Origin of the sequence: Mesorhizobium sp. M0904, assembly GCF_040319475.1 — a bacterium.
Lineage (GTDB): Bacteria > Pseudomonadota > Alphaproteobacteria > Rhizobiales > Rhizobiaceae > Mesorhizobium.
This window is the reverse complement of sequence record NZ_JAMYOC010000005.1, coordinates 56,179-73,263: the sequence shown is the minus strand read 5'-3', so window position 1 is coordinate 73,263 and position 17,085 is coordinate 56,179. Positions and strand designations below refer to the sequence as shown.

General features: G+C 62.7%; 17 protein-coding genes and 1 pseudogene. 8 read left to right on the top strand and 10 right to left on the bottom strand.

Going from position 1 to position 17,085, the window contains the following annotated elements; translation table 11 throughout:
- Window positions 1-10 precede the first annotated feature (10 nt).
- A pseudogene (locus NKH80_RS07330) lies at window positions 11-1,520 on the bottom strand (winged helix-turn-helix domain-containing tetratricopeptide repeat protein).
- Between the two features lie 154 nt (window positions 1,521-1,674).
- Between NKH80_RS07330 and NKH80_RS07325 the strand changes: the two are divergent.
- The gene (locus tag NKH80_RS07325) at window positions 1,675-1,917 is read left to right on the top strand and encodes a DUF1127 domain-containing protein (RefSeq protein ID WP_352990592.1); all 243 of its coding nucleotides are present in this window, start codon (window positions 1,675-1,677) and stop codon (window positions 1,915-1,917) included.
- A 108-nt stretch (window positions 1,918-2,025) separates the two neighbouring features.
- Here NKH80_RS07325 and NKH80_RS07320 read toward each other — a convergent pair whose 3' ends face one another.
- Both NKH80_RS07320 and NKH80_RS07315 read right to left on the bottom strand, forming a co-directional pair.
- On the bottom strand, window positions 2,026-2,358 hold the full coding sequence (locus NKH80_RS07320) for a DoxX family membrane protein (protein WP_352990589.1): 333 nt from the start codon (window positions 2,356-2,358) through the stop codon (window positions 2,026-2,028).
- Window positions 2,355-2,717, bottom strand: a complete 363-nt coding sequence (locus NKH80_RS07315; RefSeq protein WP_352990586.1) for a VOC family protein — start codon at window positions 2,715-2,717, stop codon at window positions 2,355-2,357. The genes NKH80_RS07320 and NKH80_RS07315 overlap by 4 nt, the downstream gene beginning before the upstream one ends.
- A 272-nt stretch (window positions 2,718-2,989) precedes the next feature.
- Here NKH80_RS07315 and NKH80_RS07310 point away from each other — a divergent pair, with 272 nt between their 5' ends.
- Window positions 2,990-3,760 (top strand): helix-turn-helix domain-containing protein, encoded by a 771-nt coding sequence (locus tag NKH80_RS07310; RefSeq protein WP_352990583.1) that lies wholly within the window; start codon window positions 2,990-2,992, stop codon window positions 3,758-3,760.
- 107 nt (window positions 3,761-3,867) lie between these two features.
- On the opposite strand, the gene NKH80_RS07305 is transcribed toward NKH80_RS07310, so the two are convergent.
- Genes NKH80_RS07305 through ehuB form a run of 5 tightly spaced genes read right to left on the bottom strand, consistent with a single transcriptional unit; the run spans window position 3,868 to window position 7,678 of the window.
- Window positions 3,868-4,596: a GntR family transcriptional regulator gene (locus tag NKH80_RS07305; RefSeq protein WP_352990580.1), complete on the bottom strand. Its 729-nt coding sequence runs from the start codon at window positions 4,594-4,596 to the stop codon at window positions 3,868-3,870.
- Entirely contained in the window at window positions 4,593-5,372 is a 780-nt protein-coding gene (ehuA, locus tag NKH80_RS07300; RefSeq protein WP_302895675.1) for an ectoine/hydroxyectoine ABC transporter ATP-binding protein EhuA, read from the bottom strand. Before ehuA ends, NKH80_RS07305 begins: the two co-directional genes overlap by 4 nt.
- Window positions 5,369-6,028, bottom strand: a complete 660-nt coding sequence (ehuD, locus tag NKH80_RS07295) for an ectoine/hydroxyectoine ABC transporter permease subunit EhuD (protein ID WP_352990577.1) — start codon at window positions 6,026-6,028, stop codon at window positions 5,369-5,371. Before ehuD ends, ehuA begins: the two co-directional genes overlap by 4 nt.
- The gene (gene ehuC, locus NKH80_RS07290; RefSeq protein ID WP_352476742.1) at window positions 6,025-6,753 is read right to left on the bottom strand and encodes an ectoine/hydroxyectoine ABC transporter permease subunit EhuC; all 729 of its coding nucleotides are present in this window, start codon (window positions 6,751-6,753) and stop codon (window positions 6,025-6,027) included. Before ehuC ends, ehuD begins: the two co-directional genes overlap by 4 nt.
- A 55-nt stretch (window positions 6,754-6,808) precedes the next feature.
- Window positions 6,809-7,678 (bottom strand): ectoine/hydroxyectoine ABC transporter substrate-binding protein EhuB, encoded by an 870-nt coding sequence (gene ehuB / locus NKH80_RS07285; protein WP_352476741.1) that lies wholly within the window; start codon window positions 7,676-7,678, stop codon window positions 6,809-6,811.
- Window positions 7,679-7,913: 235 nt separating this feature from the next.
- Between ehuB and NKH80_RS07280 the strand changes: the two genes are divergently transcribed.
- From NKH80_RS07280 to NKH80_RS07255, 6 genes are all read left to right on the top strand, one after another.
- Window positions 7,914-9,110: a M24 family metallopeptidase gene (locus NKH80_RS07280; protein WP_502900926.1), complete on the top strand. Its 1,197-nt coding sequence runs from the start codon at window positions 7,914-7,916 to the stop codon at window positions 9,108-9,110.
- A gap of 75 nt (window positions 9,111-9,185) precedes the next feature.
- The gene (locus tag NKH80_RS07275) at window positions 9,186-10,334 is read left to right on the top strand and encodes a M24 family metallopeptidase (protein WP_352990570.1); all 1,149 of its coding nucleotides are present in this window, start codon (window positions 9,186-9,188) and stop codon (window positions 10,332-10,334) included.
- Window positions 10,335-10,344: 10 nt separating this feature from the next.
- A complete protein-coding gene (locus NKH80_RS07270; protein ID WP_352990567.1) occupies window positions 10,345-11,601 on the top strand; it encodes a sarcosine oxidase subunit beta family protein in 1,257 nt (418 codons plus the stop codon).
- Window positions 11,602-11,614: 13 nt separating this feature from the next.
- Window positions 11,615-11,911, top strand: a complete 297-nt coding sequence (locus tag NKH80_RS07265) for a sarcosine oxidase subunit delta (protein ID WP_502900920.1) — start codon at window positions 11,615-11,617, stop codon at window positions 11,909-11,911.
- Window positions 11,908-14,862, top strand: a complete 2,955-nt coding sequence (locus NKH80_RS07260) for a sarcosine oxidase subunit alpha family protein (protein ID WP_352990564.1) — start codon at window positions 11,908-11,910, stop codon at window positions 14,860-14,862. The genes NKH80_RS07265 and NKH80_RS07260 overlap by 4 nt, the downstream gene beginning before the upstream one ends.
- Entirely contained in the window at window positions 14,855-15,358 is a 504-nt protein-coding gene (locus NKH80_RS07255; RefSeq protein WP_352990562.1) for a sarcosine oxidase subunit gamma, read from the top strand. Before NKH80_RS07260 ends, NKH80_RS07255 begins: the two co-directional genes overlap by 8 nt.
- A gap of 44 nt (window positions 15,359-15,402) precedes the next feature.
- On the opposite strand, the gene NKH80_RS07250 is transcribed toward NKH80_RS07255, so the two are convergent.
- Together NKH80_RS07250 and NKH80_RS07245 are read right to left on the bottom strand one after the other, a co-directional pair.
- Window positions 15,403-16,278, bottom strand: coding sequence for an aldose 1-epimerase (locus NKH80_RS07250; RefSeq protein ID WP_352990559.1), 876 nt, complete (start codon window positions 16,276-16,278; stop codon window positions 15,403-15,405).
- 5 nt (window positions 16,279-16,283) lie between these two features.
- On the bottom strand, window positions 16,284-17,084 hold the full coding sequence (locus tag NKH80_RS07245; RefSeq protein WP_352990556.1) for a FadR/GntR family transcriptional regulator: 801 nt from the start codon (window positions 17,082-17,084) through the stop codon (window positions 16,284-16,286).
- Window position 17,085 lies beyond the last annotated feature (1 nt).

The window sequence follows — 17,085 nt, the reverse complement described above, 5'->3', positions numbered from 1 at the left end:
CGCCGGCGCGTCACTCCGGAAGGCCGGCCTTACGGAAGCCGTCAACGAAAATGCTCAAGCGTCGCAGCGTCGCGGAATGGCTCCGTCGCCGCCCAGTGGCGGGTTGTGAAATGCGGGTTGCCGACGAGAAACAGTTCGACCTCTGCGCGCGCCTCGTCGAGCCGGCCGAGTTGGGCAAGGCTTGCCGCCAGGAAACGGCGTGAGCTTGTACGATAGGTCTCGTCCCTGCGCAGTGTCTCGACAGCGGCTTCGTATTCGCCGGCCGCATATTGCGCCTGGCCGAGCGCGAGATAATACCAACTTGCCGGAAACGGATTCAGCCGGAACGCCTTGCGAATGTGCTCAAGACCCTCCTCGACCCGTCCGGCCAGGACCGCGATGTCGGACAATGCCGCCCAGGCATCGGCCTCGTTCGGGTCGAGCTCGATCGCCTTGGCGAATTCCGCATCCGCCTCGGCGAAGCTGCGCTCGTAGGCAAGCAGGTAAGCCAAAACCCAGCGGCAGCCGGCATCGTTGGGGTCGATCGCCACGGCTTTGCGCGCCAGTTCCAAAGCAGCGCTACGGGATGTTTCGGTTGGTCCGCCGGAATGCACCCATCCCATCCAGTGGTTCATGGCAAGCCAGCGATAGGCCTCGGCATATTCCGGATCGAGCGAAACCGCGCGGGTCAGCATCAGATGCGCTTCCTGCGCCGTCTGCGGCGAATCATCCATCAGCTTGCGCGCCCGCACGCAGAGATCGTAGGCCTCGAGATTTTGGGGCCGATTGCGCGGCGGCGGTGCGCGCAGCCGGCCGAGTAACGCCTCGACGATCTTGCCGGTGACCTCGTCCTGAACGGCAAAAATATCTTCCAGGCTGCGATCGAAGCGTTCCGCCCATAGATGATCGCCACTCACCGCGTCGACCAGTTGTGCGTTGATGCGCACGTGCCCTGCGGCGCGCCTTGCGCTACCCTCCAGCAGGTAGCGCACACCAAGGTCCTGTGCGATCCCGCGCACGTCCATCGCCTTTCCTTTGTAAGCAAAGGCCGAGTTGCGTGCGATAACGAAGAGGCCGGAGATCCTGGATAAGTCGGTGATCAGGTCTTCGGTCAACCCGTCCGCGAAGGATTCCTGCTCGGGATCGTTGCTGACATTGACGAAGGGCAGCACGGCTATCGATGGTTTGTCGGGCAGCGGCAAAGGTTTTCGCTTCGCGACGCCGAGCTGTTCGACGGCGCCCGTGAAGCGGTAGCCGACGCGCGGAACCGTGGCGATCCATTCACCGCCGTCGGCGGCCGGGCCAAGCAGCTTCCGCAGCAGCGCGATCTGGACGGTTAGGTTGCCTTCCTCGACGGCTGTACCCGGCCACGCCGCGTCCATCAACTCAGCCTTTTCAAGGATTTCGCCGGGCCGTCCGACGAGCGCCGCAAGCAGCTTTAGCCCGCGGTAGCTAACGGCAACGGGGACATCGTTCCGAATAAGCGTTCCCGCACCCGGATCAAGCACGAACGGACCAAAGGCAAAGCGCGATCCCTGCATACGGCGCATCTATAGCCCGTTTGGAAGTTTTGAGAACTATTTGGGAGAGCTTAATTACGGCGCGGTTCGTATCCTGCAGAATTCAGCCTCTTTCAGGTCGAGGGCCCCACACTCCCAAAATCGTATGGGCCCCTCAAACCATATGGAGGTTGCCATGAACGATATTCCCACCTTTGCCTCGGCCCCGCTTCAGGCAGTGCGGCCGGCGGAAGCATCGCCTCGGCGCTACAGCCTGGCGACGCTGCGAAGCATTATCGCGGCCTGGCGCGAGCCGACACGCTTTCGCTGGGATCTCAAGCGATTGGCGCAGACCAATCCCCATCTGATCGACGATATCGGTCTGACGAGGCGACAGGCCGAGGAAGAGATCGCCAAGCTGCCCTTCTGGCAGCGATAGGCGGATGCTGCAACAACACCGGATCACCAACGACCAGCGGCTGATTGCAGATGAAGACGAAGCCGCCGCCCCGAAATGATGATCACAGGCTAGTGGTCGCGGCGACAATCAACCCGCCCAAGACGGCAACATTGGTGAAGCCGGTACGAAGCGCTTCGCGTTCATCGCCGCTGTAGGCCAGAAGTTGAGCGCCATGAACGACGCCGTAATGGTGAATACGGCCAGGGCCGCGGCGGGAAAGGGTCCACCAAGGCCCGTTGCGAGGCAAAAGCCGCCTGCGATCTCCAGCACCGGTCCGGCCGCGAGAAGAGGCTTGGGAGCAGGAAGCCCCGCCCGGCCAGGGACGCTGCAATCGCCCGAAATCTGAGGACATGCTCGGCGCCCGCCCAAATCAAGACGCCGCCGAGCAAAACCAACCCGAGGTGGGAGGAACGCGATCATTCATTGCTGCCGTCTTCGGTATAAACCGCTAGCTCGTAACCGTTCGGGTCCGCGAAATGAAAGCGCCGGCCACCGGGGAACCCATAAATCGGCCTGACGATCTTGCCTCCCGCTTCCTCGACACGCTTGACCGTTCCCGGCAGATCATCGGCATAGAGAATGACGAGCGGGCCTCCTCCGGACCTCGCTGGGCCAGCAGCAAAGCCACCTGACAAGCGCCCGTCGTTGAACTCGCAATATTGCGGGCCGTAGTCGGTGAAGGTCCAGCCAAACGCCTTTCCGTAGAAGTCGCGTGACCGCTGAATGTCTTTCACGTTGAATTCGACATAGTCGATCCGTTGGTCGTTTTTGTTGCTCATGACGCATACCTCTCATGTGATGTACGACGCCGAAAGATAAGCACGCATCTCGCTTGCCTTATTGAACAGAACGGCCATTGACGTATGAGCCGCACACGGCGCTGCCGATGGCGATGCACGTGGCATCGCCCTCCACCTGCCCTCTTCGTTCCGGCCGGAAGAAAACAACCGATTCTTGCAACCGTTCTCGATTGGAAGACGTTGTCTCGAGCGACGGCCGGGCGCCGCCGCTGCGCCGTAGGTTCACCGCCGCTAATCCGAAGGGGAGCGAGATGAGCGATCCCGTCCCAGCGCAGGCAACGGGTTCATTTCAGCAACGTCCAGCGTCGGCGCGGCTTCGCGGGAGCTTTGCTTCGGTGTGGGTGCATCGAATGGACCCGGCGGGCTCACCGCCAATCGTCATCATGCCCGACACGACGATCGATTTGCAATGGATCGGAGGCAGCTTCCGAATTGCCGGCCCTGACAAGGAACCGCAGACCGAGGTTCTAGCGGCGGACGAGGTCGTGATCGGCTTGCGCTTCCATCCTGCCGCGGCGGCGGCATGGCTCGGCGTGCCGCAAATCGAGCTGGTCGGCAAGAGGCTGTCGCTCGAAGATCTGTGGGGGGCGCGAGCTCGCCGCCTGGCCAGCCGCGTGCGCGCCAGCGACAGTCTCGAGGATCTGGCCTGCTCGCTCCAACAGGTCGTCGCCGAGGAGATGCCCGCGACCGCGACCGACGTTCCCATGCAGGCGGCATATCGTTTGATCGAGCGCGGGCCGCCACCCGACGCGCCGCTCGTCCCTTGGTTGATGCGCGCGCTCGAGATGAGCGAAAGGACGTTGCGCCGGCGCTTCGACACGAGCTTCGGCTATGGCCCCAAGACGCTTGACCGTATCCTCCGCTACCAGCGCTTTCTGCGGCTTTCGAGCCGCTCCAGCAGCTCCACCGCCATGCTGGCGGCCGAAGCGGGCTATTCCGACCAGGCGCATCTTGTCCGCGAGAGCCGCCGCCTGACGGGAAGCACCCCGCGACAGATTCATCATCTGCTGCACTGCCAGTGAATTCTCGGCGCGTTCTTCGACCAGAGGAGACTGCTATGAAACCGCACATTCGGTTTTGACTATCGCTGTCGCCGACCTTGGCGGCCAGCACAACCCCGAGGGGCTGACTATGTTGCTCTATCCAGATTGGCGTCGCCTGCATGACGCATCATGCGGCGAAAGCTCATTGAGATATGCGCCCGCCTTATGTGCCCTATGGACTCCCAGTCACCGATCTCGGCGGCGGCAAGGACCTCTTCCATTTCGCGGCGGAACGCGGTGAACTCCTCGACAAGGCCCAATTGCGGCATCATCTTCAGGACGACGCGCGCGACCTGAAAATACAGGCGCTCGCTGATCTCGCGCAGCGGCTGGTTGCCGGTCATCGCCGTGAGCTCGTAGAAAAAATCCATGTTGAGGCGCAGGAAAGCGCGCTGGTCGGGATTGAGTATATCGGCATCGCAACGCGCGATGAGCGCCCGTATCCGGTCGAGATCGTCCGCCGTGCGCGGGAGCGGCGAAAGCTTGCCGACGAGGAGCGCCAGCTCCAGGCGCAAATGATAGACCTGCTGCAATTCCTCGATATCGACATCGGTGACGATCGTGCCGACGCCGTGAACGGATTGAACCAGACCCTCGGATTCGAGACGCGCCAGGACACGCCGGACCGGCGTGCGGCTGATCTCGAATTCCTGGGCAAGTTCTTCCTCGGACAGATGGCTTCCCGGCGCATAGTCGAGCAGGCAGATGCGGTCGCGCAGTATCCGGTAAATGCGTTCAAATCGCTCCCGGGCCGAGAGCGGACGTGGCGGCGCGGCGGTCACGGCTGTGGGCGTGGCATCTGTCTCAAGCGTCATCCAGCCTCCAGGACAGCGTGCAGGAACTGCCGTGTCCGCTCGTTCTTGGGGGTGCCGAACAACTCGCCTGGCGGCCCCTGCTCGCAGATCTTGCCCGCGTGGAAAAAGCAGACGCGATCGGAGAATTCCTTGGCAAATCCCATCTGGTGGGTGACCATCAGCATGGTGAGGTCATGCTCCCTACCAAGTTTTCGGATGACTTCAAGCACTTCGCCGACGAGTTCGGGGTCGAGGGCCGAGGTCACCTCGTCGAACAGCATGATCTTGGGCCGCATGGCGCAAGCGCGTGCGATGGCGACACGCTGCTGCTGACCACCGGAGAGCTGCGAGGGATAGTGGTCCTTCTTATCCGATAAGCCGACCATGTCGAGCAGTTCGGCGGCACGCGCCTCGGCATCGGCCCGCTTCATGCCGAGCACGGTTATCGGTGCCTCGATGCAGTTTTGCATCGCCGTCATGTGCGGGAACAGGTTGAACGACTGGAACACCATGCCGATCTTGGCGCGGATCTTGCGGATGTGGGCGAGATCGGCGGGAACAAGTTTGCCGTTCCTCTCCATATGGGTCAGCGGCTCGCCTTCAACCCAGATGACACCGTCATTGATCGTCTCCAGCGTCATCAGCATGCGCAGCACCGTCGTCTTGCCCGAGCCGGACGGGCCGATGATGGAGACCTTTTCGCCGCGCGCTATTTCCAGATTAAGCCCGTCGAGAACGGTTAACGTGCCGTAGCGTTTCGATACATTGTCGAAGCGAACCATCGGTTGTTCCGTCATCGCATGGTCCTCCGGTTGAGCAGGCCTTCGAGGGAGCGAATGAACGCAGCAGAAACCAGGCTCATGGCAAGGAAGAACAGACCCACCAGCGTCATCGGCTCGGTGTAGCGGAAGGTTTCGGAGCCAATGATCTTGGCCGTCTGCATCAGCTCCAGCACGGCGATTGCGGACAGCAATGGCGTCTCCTTGAACAAGGCAACCAGATAGTTGCCGAGCGCCGGAACGATCGGCGGAATCGCCTGCGGAATGATGATGTCGCGGAACGTTGTCCAGGCCGAAAGATTAAGTGCGATCGAGGCTTCCCACTGGCCGCGAGGGATGTTGTCGAAACCGGCGCGATAGACCTCGGAGCAATAGGCGGCATAGTGGATGCCGATGGCTAGCACCCCGGCGGTGAAGGCGTCGAGCACGACACCGAATTTCGGAAAGACGAAATAGAGAAAGAATATCTGGATAAGCAGCGGGGTCGAACGGATCAGTTCGACCAGCACCGAAATTGTCCAGCCGGTCCACGGCACGGCGATACGGACGACGGCCAGCACCAGGCCAAGCGAGGCGGCAAGTGCAAAGCCGATCAGCGTCGCCTCGATGGAGACGATGGCCGCGCGGGCGAGCACCGGCAGGATTTCAAAAGCAAATGCCCAGTCCCAGATCATGCTGCCTTCCCTCGCGCCAGTCCGATCGATGCCCGCCTTTCGAGAAGCCGCATGCCAATGGTGAGAACCAGCGACATTGCCAGGTACATCAAAAGGACAAGTGTGAAGATCGGAATGGTCTTGAACGTATTCTGGTTCATTTGCTGCGCCTTGAAGGCGAGGTCGGAAAGCGTGATCAGCGACACAAGCGCTGTCGATTTCAGAAGCTCGATGAACAGGTTGCCCCAGGGCGGGATCATCGCCACAAAGGCCTGCGGCAGGATGATCCGGCGCAACATCTGTGGCCGGCTCATGTTCAATGCCGTACATGCCTCCCACTGGCCGCGAGCGACCGAAAGGATCGCACCACGCACGACCTCCGACCCGTAGGCACCGACGTTCAGGCCGAGTGCCAGGACTGCCACCACGAAAGCGTTGATCGTGACGCCGAATTGCGGCAGCACGAAAAACAGCCAGAACAATTGTACCAATGCCGACGTTCCGCGGAAGATCTCGACATAGACCGTGGCCAGCCATCTGAGCGGCGTCGGGCCATACATCCGTGCAAGTGCTGCAAGCACGCCCATGACGATTGCGAGCAGGCTGCCGAGGACGGCGATCTCGATTGTCAGGACCGCGCCTTGCAGCAGCCCCGGCATGAACACTCGATAGCTTTCCTGTGTTGCCAAGGCGCCGATCACGACGAGCGCGATGACCAGCATGGCAACGAGCGTACGGATACCCATGCGATTCCCCCGGAGAAAAAAGGGCGGCGCTTTCGCGCCGCCAGCAGTTGGGAACCTACTTGCCCGCGCAAAGCTCCGCGGTGGTCTTGTTGGGGAGGTAGTCCTTGCCGAAGCCGAGCGGCTCGACCAGCGCAATATGCTCCGGCGAACCGATGAACTTCTTCAGCTCGGCGTTGAACGCCTGCTGCAGGTCGGTGTCTTCCTTGCGGAAGCCGAAGCCGCCATGACCTTTCACCGATTTGCCGGCAACCTCGCCGAAGGGCTTGGTCGATTCGACGCCGTCGGCTTTCTTGGCCATATCGGCGATCGAAAGAGCGGTCAGCGCAGCAGCGTCGGCGCGGCCCGACTGGACGGCCGCGACCAGGCTGGACTGGTCGGGCAAGGAGACAATCTGCCCACTGGCAACGCCCGCTTCCTTGGCGAAGCCGCCTTCGACGGCGCCGGCCATCACGGCAAGCTTGAGATCCGGATTATCCTTGATGCTGGAAAAATCCTTGATGCCTTTCGGATTGCCTTTTGCCACCAGCATAGCCTCGCCGATGCCGTAGGACGGCTCGGAGTAGTTGATCTCGGCGCAGCGCTTCGGAGTGATGAACATGCCGGCGGCGATGATGTCGAAGCGGCCGGCCTTGAGACCTGGAATGAGCGAGCCGAATTCGGTCAAAACACCGTCGACCTGCGGTATGCCCATCTTGGCGAGCACCGCCTTGGCGACTTCCGGCGCCTCGCCGGTCAGCTTGCCGTCAGGCGTGGCGTAACCGAACGGCGCCTCGTTGGCGAAACCGACGCGGATGTAGCCGTCCTTCTTGGCCCGTTCGAGGGTGGTTTCCGCGTGAGCGGATAGCGACGTCAATGACGTCGCGGCGAGCGCGATGCAGGCAGCCGCTTTCACGACCATGCGGCGCGATATTGATGAATTGAGCATGCTTTTCTCCCATTGGACAACTGTGGATGGTTCCCAGGGCGCAGCCTTCTTCGAGGTCGACGCCTGCTTGATAAGACGTATACAACTGCCCTAGACATTTCGCAAGCTGAGATATAGAAACCATGAAAATTCGGCGGTAATTCGTAGTTAGCCAACAAATTGACGTCGAGTTGTGCACAATTTGGCCTATTTGCCCATGTTGATCAAAGGGCAAGCGGCGTACCTGGAAGGCAGGATTTCGGTGGCGACCGCGAACGGGTTCGGGACATTCACGCAAGCGGAGTATGGGCAGCGTCTCGCCGGCGTGAAGACACGCATGCAAAAAGCCGGCTTCGATCTCATCGTCTGTCAGGATCCAGCCAACATGTGCTGGCTGACCGGCTATGATGGATGGTCGTTCTATGTTCCGCAGTGCGTCCTCGTCCATCTGGAGGAGGATCGGCCGATCTGGTTCGGCAGGGCGCAGGATGCCAAGAGCGCGCGCCTGACAACCGGCCTGCCGGAGACAAACATCGTGCCGTTCTCGGAGCGGCTGGTGCAGCAGCCCGTCGAACACCCCTATGACGAACTCGCCCGACTGATCCGGTCGCGCGGCTGGGAAAAGGCCAGTATCGGCGTCGAGATGGACGCGCATTATTACACTGCGCGCTGCCACGCCCACCTTGTCGAGGGACTGCCCGACGCGCACTTCGCCAACAACCACGATCTCGTCAACTGGGCGCGGCTGATCAAATCCGAAGCCGAGCTGGTGCTGATCCGCGAGGCGGGTGCGATCTGCACGCATGCCATGAACCGTGCCATCGAGAAAATGCGGCCCGGTGTGCCTCAGAACCACGCCATTGCGGAAATCTATCACGCGCAGATCATGGGCGTGCCCGGATCAGGCGGCGACTATGCCGCGATCTGTCCGCTGATGCCCGTTGGCGAGGGCACTAGCACGCCGCACCTGACGTGGTCCGACGCGCCGCTGCCGGACAGCGGCCTCGCCATTCTGGAGGTCGCCGGCGTGCGCCGCCGCTACCATGCGGCGCTGACCCGGACGGTACATTTCGGCAAGCCGCCGCAAGCCATGCTCGACATGGCCAAGGCGATCGTCGAGGGCGTCGACGCTGGCCTCGAGAACGCGCGCCCCGGCAACACCGCCGAACAGGTGGAAGCCGCCTGGCAGGCAGTCCTGCGACGGAACGGGCTGAAGAAAGACAGCCGCGTCGGCTATCCGGTCGGGCTCGCATATCCGCCCGATTGGGGTGAACGCACCGCAAGCCTTCGTCCGGGCGATACTACCGAGATGCAGCCTGGGATGTGCTTCCATTTCATGGCCGGCGTCTGGCTCGACGATTTCGGCATCGCCATCTCGGAATCGTTCGTCGTCACGGAACGCGGCGGCGAACGCCTCTGCGATGTGGCGCGCGAACTCATCGTCATCGACTGACATGGGGGCCGGGAAACCGCCTGCCGAAAAAGACCATGCCCGCCAGCAAGCCGGCAACAAGCACGAGGACGCCCGATGGACCGCAATCCTTTTTCCGAAGCCGAAATCGCAGGCCGGCTGGCAAAGGTCCGTACTGCACTGGTTGAGCGCGAGCTCGACGCGGCGGTGTTTGCCTCGCCGGAGAACGTCTTCTATCTCACCGGGCTTGATCACTGGGGGTATTTTGCCCCTCACCTGCTGATTGTCCCGCTCCGGGAAAAACCTGTTCTGGTCACCCGCTCGATGGAGAAGGTGACAATCGAGAAGCAGGTGAAGGCAGCGGAATTCCGTGGCCATTCCGACAGCGAAACGGCGGCCGACCTTGCCGCGCGGGTGCTGGCAGAGCTCGGCCTATCCGGCAAGCGGATCGGCCTCGAATACTGGACAGCCGGCCTTAGCCATGGACTTGCCGTGGCACTCCAGATGCAAGCCGATGCAAAGTGGAGCGATGTCTCCGGTCTGACCGACAAAATGCGGCGGGTGAAAAGCGCCGAAGAACAGGCGCTGATGCGGCGGGCGGCACAAGTGACGGACGCCGCCGCCGGTGCCGCGATCGCGGCGATCTCCGATGGCGCTTCCGAACAGGAGGTCGCCGCCCAATGTGTTGCGGCAATGATCCGCGCCGGCGGTCATGCGCCGGGCTTCGGACCGTTCATCCGCCCGGCCGCGCGCCTGGGTGAAGAGCACACAACCTGGGGCGACGGGATCTACCGCAAGGGCGAGCCCGTCTTTGTCGAACTGTCCGGGTGCATCTCGCGCTACCACGCCCCGCTCGGCCGGCTCGTTCGCATAGGCCACATCAGCGATGAAGACGCCACAATGGCGGAGGTGACCGCCAAGGCGTTCAACGCGGTCGTCGAGGCGCTACGGCCGGGCGCCAAGGCGCGCGATGTCTACGCCGCCTGGCAGGCCGTCGCCGACGAGGCCGGTCTTTCCCACTATCGCCGCCATCACTGCGGTTACCTGGTCGGCGCCGGCCAGCCGCCGTCATGGACCGGCGGCAATTCGGTGACCGGCTTGCGACACGATTCCGACCTCGAGATCCAAACCGGGATGAGCTTCCACATCCTGTCGTGGCTGATGGGCACTGGTCGCGGCAATGACTTCGTCTCCAACACGGTGCTGTTGACCGATGCGGGCGCCGAAGTGCTTACCCGCACGCCGGCCGGCCCGATCATTCGATAGGCCTGCACACATGGCGCGCTACTCGGCATTTTCGGTTTTCCGCAACGCGCTGTCAGGCCAGAAGAACTGGCAGCGAGCCTGGCGGGCCGCGGAGCCAAAATCGTCCTATGACGTGATCGTTATTGGCGGCGGCGGACACGGCCTCGCCACCGCCTTCTACCTCGCCGAGAACCACGGCATCCGTGACGTCGCGGTGCTCGAAAAGGGTTATGTCGGCGGCGGCAATGTCGGCCGCAACACCACCGTCATCCGCTCCAACTACCTGCTCGACGGCAACACCCAGTTCTACGAATTCTCGATGAAGCTTTGGGAGGACATGTCTCAGGCGCTGAATTTCAACGTGATGTTCTCCCAGCGCGGTCAACTCGTCACGGCGCATTCGGCCGATCAGCTCGACGGTTTCAGCCACCGCGCCAACGTCATGCGGCTGAACGGCATCGACGCCGACATCGTCGACCGCGAAGACGTGCGCCGGCTGGTGCCCTATCTCGATTTTTCCGACACCGCCCGCTTCCCGATCCATGGCGCCATCTTTCAGGGCCGCGCGGGCACGGCACGCCACGACGCCGTCGCCTGGGGCTATGCGCGTGCCGCCGACAGCCATGGCGTCGACATCATCCAGAACTGCGATGTGACAGGCTTTGTCCGTGACGGCGACAGGATCGTCGGCGTCGAAACGACGAAAGGCCGGATCGGCGCCGGCAAGGTCGGCCTCGCGGTTGCTGGCCACACGTCCGTGCTCGGCGCCAAGGCTGGGCTTGAATTGCCGATCGAAAGCCATGTGCTGCAAGCTTTCGTAACCGAGCCGCTGAAGCCGCTGGTAGATCACGTCGTCGCCTATGGCGCCGACCATTTCTACGTCAGCCAGTCGGACAAGGGGGGGTTGGTCTTCGGCGGCAATCTCGACGGCTATAATTCCTATGCCCAGCGCGGCAATCTCGGCGTCGTGCGCGAAGTGGCGGAGGCCGCGATCGCATTGATGCCGTGCATTTCGCGCGTCCGTCTGCTTCGCCATTGGGGCGGCCTCATGGACATGACCCCCGATGCCAGCCCGATCATCTGCCCGACGCCGATCGAGGGTCTCTATCTCAACGGCGGCTGGTGCTATGGCGGCTTCAAGGCGACGCCGGCTTCCGGCTGGTGCTTCGCCCACACGATTGCCACCGGCAAGCCGCATCCCTTGATCGCGGCCTACGGGCTCGATCGTTTCCGCACCGGCCACACGCTCGATGAGGCCGGCGCCGGCCCTTCCGCCTGGCTGCAATAGGAGGCAGGACAAAATGCTGCGCATCGAATGCCCCTGCTGCGGCCCGCGCGATCATGACGAGTTCCGCTATGGCGGCGATGCCTCGGTCAAGCGTCCGGCCCATGACGATCCCGATCCGGAGGCCTGGTACCGCTACGTCTATATCAGGACAAACCCGGCCGGCCCGCACCGTGAATTCTGGCAGCACGTGACCGGTTGCCGGCAATGGCTGGTGGTCGAACGCGACACCCGCAACCATGCCATCGCAGCCGTCGACTTCGCTAGAAAATTGCGGGCCAGGAAATCAACTCTCAGGAAGTCACCGGCATGAGTTCAAACCGCAAACGGCTGTCGGTGGGTGCCCGCATCATTCGCGAGCAGCCGGTCGAGTTTACCTTCGACGGCCGCAAGCTGGCTGGATATCGCGGCGACACACTTGCCTCCGCGCTGCTCGCCAATGGCGTCACGCTGGTCGGGCGCAGCTTCAAATATCATCGCCCGCGCGGCATTTTTTCCGCCGGACCCGAAGAGCCGAATGCGCTGGTTACGCTCGGGACCGCCGGGAGGCGCGAGCCGAACCTGCCGGCGACCACACTGGAACTCGCCGACGGTATGGTCGTGGAGAGTCAGAACCGCTGGCCATCGCTTGCCTTCGACATGCAAAGCGTCAACGGGCTGTTGGCACCGTTTCTGTCCGCCGGCTTCTACTACAAGACCTTCATGGGCCCGACGCGCCGCGCCTGGATGTTCTACGAGCACTTTATCCGCAAGGCTGCCGGTCTGGGCAGAGCCGGCACCGGCGTGGATCCCGACCACTACGAGGTTCGTCATGCCTTCGCCGATGTCGCCATCGTCGGCGGCGGCCCGGCGGGATTGTCGGCGGCGCGGGCGGCCGCCGCGGCCGGCGCGCGGGTCGCGCTGATCGAGCAGGATTTCCTGCTTGGCGGCCAGCTTCTGGCGGAACCGTCCGACAGCGCAGCGGCCGCATGGCTGCGGCAGGCCGAGGCCGAGTTGGAGGGCTTCGAAACCATCACGCTTATGAAGCGGACGACCGCTTTCGGCAGCTATGACGGCAATGTCCTTGGACTGGTCGAACAGCGCGATCCAACCAATCCGCAGCCGAATGGCGAGACACGGCAAACGGTCACTATGTTGCGCATCCGCTCGATCGTTTTCGCCACCGGCGCCATCGAGCGGCCGATGGTGTTCTCGAACAACGACCGGCCCGGCGTCATGCTTGCCTCGGCCGCCCGGACCTATCTCAACCGTTTCGCCGTCCTGCCGGGCAAGAAAATCGTCGTCGCTACCACCAATGACGGTGCCTGGCGCACCGCCTTCGACTATGCCGCAGCCGGCGCGGAGGTGACGATTGCCGATCTGCGCCCCGTCCCGCCCGCAGCACTTGCCGCAGAAGCCGCACGGCTCGGCGTGGTGGTGCGGGCCGCAACGCGCATCGTCGACCTGCATGGCGGCCATGCCGTCAGGCGCGTAACGCTCAATGGTCCGGAGGGACAATCTTCGGCCGCCTGCGACTTGGTCTGCATCTCCGGCGGCTGGTCGCCAACCGTGCATCTCACCTCACACCTCGGTGTCAAACCTGTGTATCACGACGACATTGACGGCTTCGTGCCGGGCGTCTTTGCAGCCAGCCAGTTCGGCGCCGGCGCAATGATAGGAGCCTATGCGACCGCCGCTGCCGTCGAGGACGGCCATCGCGCTGGCATCGAAGCGGCAGCCTCCTGCGGCAAGTCGGCGCCGGTGTCCGCTCCGTCCAGACTCGATCTCGGCGAAACCGCCACGACGCTACTTCGCGAAGCCCCTTCGGTCGGACGTGGAAAAGCCTTCGTCGATTTCCAGATGGACGTGACGACCGGGGATATCGAGATCGCCCATCGCGAGGGTTATGAATCGGTCGAGCACCTGAAGCGCTACACTACGCTCGGCATGGGCACCGACCAGGGCAAGACCAGCAATTTTCCCGCACTTGCCGCCATGGCAGCGCTGCGCAACGCAACGATCCGTGAGACCGGCACCACGACCTTCCGCCCGCCCTATACGCCGGTTGCCATCGGCGCGCTTGCCGGGCGCGCCATCGGCCATCATTTCAAGCCGATCCGCCGCACGCCGATGCATGACTGGCACGTGGCGAACGGCGCCGAGATGCTCGAGGTCGGGCTCTGGATGCGGCCCTATTTCTACCGGCAGTCGGGACGTGACGTGAACGACGCCTATGTCGCCGAAATGCGGAATGTGCGCCAGGCCGGGGGGCTGATGGACATCTCCACGCTCGGCAAGATAGATGTCCAGGGCCCGGATGCGGCAATCTTCCTCGATCGCGTCTACGCCAACGGCTTTGCCAAACTGGCGGTAGGCCGCGCCCGCTACGGCATCATGCTGCGCGACGACGGTATCGTCTTCGACGACGGCACCACGACGCGGCTGGCGGAAAACCGGTTCTTCATGACGACCTCGACCGCCAAGGCCGCCGATGTGCTGTCGCGTCTCGAATTCCTGCTCGACACGGCCTGGCCGGATTTGCGTGTGGCCGTCACCTCGGTCAGCGATGAATGGGCGGCAATGTCGGTTGCCGGGCCTAACAGCCGCGCAATCCTCGGTGCTGCTTTTCCTGCCCTTGACGTTTCCGATGAGGCACTTCCGCACATGGGACTACTCGAAAGCGAGTGGGAGGACCGTGGGCTCCGCATCTTGCGTCTCAGTTATTCCGGCGAGCGCGCTTACGAAATCTATGTCGGCGCCACTGCCGGTGAACAGCTCTGGAGCCGTCTGGTCGAAGCCGGCAGACTGCTCGGGCTGAAGCCGTACGGCGTCGAGGCGCTTGGCGCGCTGCGGGTCGAAAAGGGCCATGTCGCCGGACCGGAGATCGACGGGCGCACGACGCTCGACGATCTCGGCCTCGGCCGCATGGCGGGCAAGCGCAGCGGCTTCGTCGGCGACGTCCTGCGACGGCGCCCTGCCCTCCAGGCCCCCAACCGACAGCGCCTGGTCGGACTGGAATGCATTGAGGACGGAAAACGCCTGCGCGGCGGCGCCATCCTGTTCCTGCCGGATGAGAAACCCCATGGCCATGGGCGCGGTCGCGTCACCTCCGTCACTTTCAGCCCCGAACGCGGCCATTATGTCGGGCTGGCCCTGCTTGCCGGTGATGTCGCGGCAGAAGGAAGCGAGGTCGTAGCGGTTTATCCGATGAAGGCCGAAACGGTTCGCGCCCGCGTTGTCTCGCCGGTATTCGTCGATCCACAGGGAGAACGGCTGCATGGCTAGCTTGACCTCTTCTCGGGATTTCAGCCTGTCCGTGGCAGATTGTCCGCTCATCCAGATCGAGGGCTGGGACGCGACATTGACGCAATTCGAAAAGAGCGTCTCGGCGCCGCTGGGCAAGAAACTTCCCGCTTCGGTCGGAGAGACGGTTCGCCACAAGGGGCTTCTAATTATCCGCGTTGCACCTCGCCGCCTCTGGCTGGCTCTAGACGAAGGCACGCAAGCGCCTGCGCTTGCCGTCGACCCCGATCTCGGCTGTTCCGTTCCCCTCGAGGAAGGTCGTGTTCGTTTGAAAATGGCCGGCCCTGGTATCGCAAGGCTTCTGTCCGGCTGCATTGCCGTCGACTGGCACGCGCCGGCCGCCGCTCCGGGCCGCGCCGTGCTGACATCCTTCCATCACGTGTCCGTGCTCTTCCTGCGCACCGACGAGACCGCGTGCGAACTTATCGTGCCGCGAAGTTTTGCCCGCAGCCTCTCGGATTGGATCGCCGACGGCTAGCCCTGGCCGAGATCCGCCAATTCGAGGGCGCAGCTGAGGTCCGCCTAACTGACGGCAAAGCTGCAACGGCCTGCCAGGCCCTCGCCAGGCCCAAGCACCGACAGTCCATTCCATTTGTCGATCGAACCACGATTGTGAGCATCGACAGCATGACTGACCGGTTCAAAACAGAAGAAGTCGCTCTCGTCCGATGGCGAATAGACCAGGTAGAAATTCAAGGGCGATGAAGCTTCAATCCGCAGGCTGCAACTGTGTTCCGGCCACGATATGGTGGCGACGCCGCTCCAACCGGCAAACAGATTGTTTATCCATCTACTCGGCAATACGACTGGGGCGCCGAAATTCCAATCGGGATGGGTTTTGACATCCACAAATCGTTCGGGGAGATGGTTGGGCAGTTCGAGACAAACCTGCGAGGCCGGCGCATGAAGCGCGGTTCGTGCCGTTCTCGGGAACCATGGATGGATGCCAAGCCCGAACGGCAATCTGATCGATGCCTGATTGACGATGCGAAGCTTCAACTCGAGCCCCTGTCCGAACAGCGCGTAGCTCACCTCGGCGCGATATCGGTATGGGCCGGGCCCGTTGCTGATGAGGGACAGCTTCGCGTTGTCCTGCGCTACGCTATCGACGTCCCACTCGCTGGAAAATCCATTGCCGTGGATGGGAAATGGCTCGCCTGCAACATTGGCAGGCAGTTCGTGGAATTTGGAGTCGAATGTGAACCCGCCGCCTGAGATGCGATTTGACCATGGCAAAAGCAGGTTGCAGGCAAGGTCGAACGGTTTGCTGCTCCCGCCGTTTGGCCAAGGCCTGAAGAGCGGCACGCGCCCGTGGTCCAGTCTCGCAAGACCTGCCCCAAGCGATGGGACGATTTCAGCGGACAGGTCTCCGCTTCTGATCTTGATCGTCCCGACCATCCGCTTCAGACGGTATCGGCCTTGGCAGCGGCGATCGGCTGTTGACGGCGGCCTTTGCGAGCCACTGCAAGAAGGTCGTTCGACGCGATCCCGATGAGCGCCTTCATCTGATCGTGAGCGTCGTCGGCCCTGCGCATCCTAATTGCCTCCAGCACGTCGCCATGCGCGCTGAGCGTCTGCTGGTAATTGGCGGTGGCCGATGTGGTCAAGCGGAAGGAGAAGCTGAGAGCGGCCGCAAGCATATTGCCGAGATTGGCGAACACCGGGTTGCGGCTGGCACGAAGAATGGCGGTATGAAACCTGACGTCGGCATCGAGACACGCAGCGAGATCGTCCTGCGGAGCAATGCGCATGGCTTCATAGGCCGCTTCGATGACTGCGAGATCGCCTGACGTCGCCATCTTGGCCGCAAGTTGGGCGGCAGCGGGTTCAATGACCAGTCGCGCCTCGATCAATCCGCGGACGAAATCGAGATCGGGCTCGATATCGCGCATCCATTCCAGAACCTGTGCATCCAGCCTGTTCCATTCGCTCGACGCGCGCACACGCGTCCCGGCCCGCTTGCGTGCCTCGATCAATCCTTTCGCCGAAAGCGTCAGAAGAGCATCGCGAAGTGCAGTGCGGCTCGCCCCGTAGATGACGCAAAGTTCGGATTCCGTTGGCAGCACGGAATGCTGCGCGTAGGAACCGGCGAGGATGCGCTGTCCTAGATCGCGTGCGATGCGATCCTTGAGCGATGACGTGGTGCCATCTGCGGCAGGAATGTCCTGCTTGCCCTGGCCAGTCGAAGCGATCGCCGCGTCCATC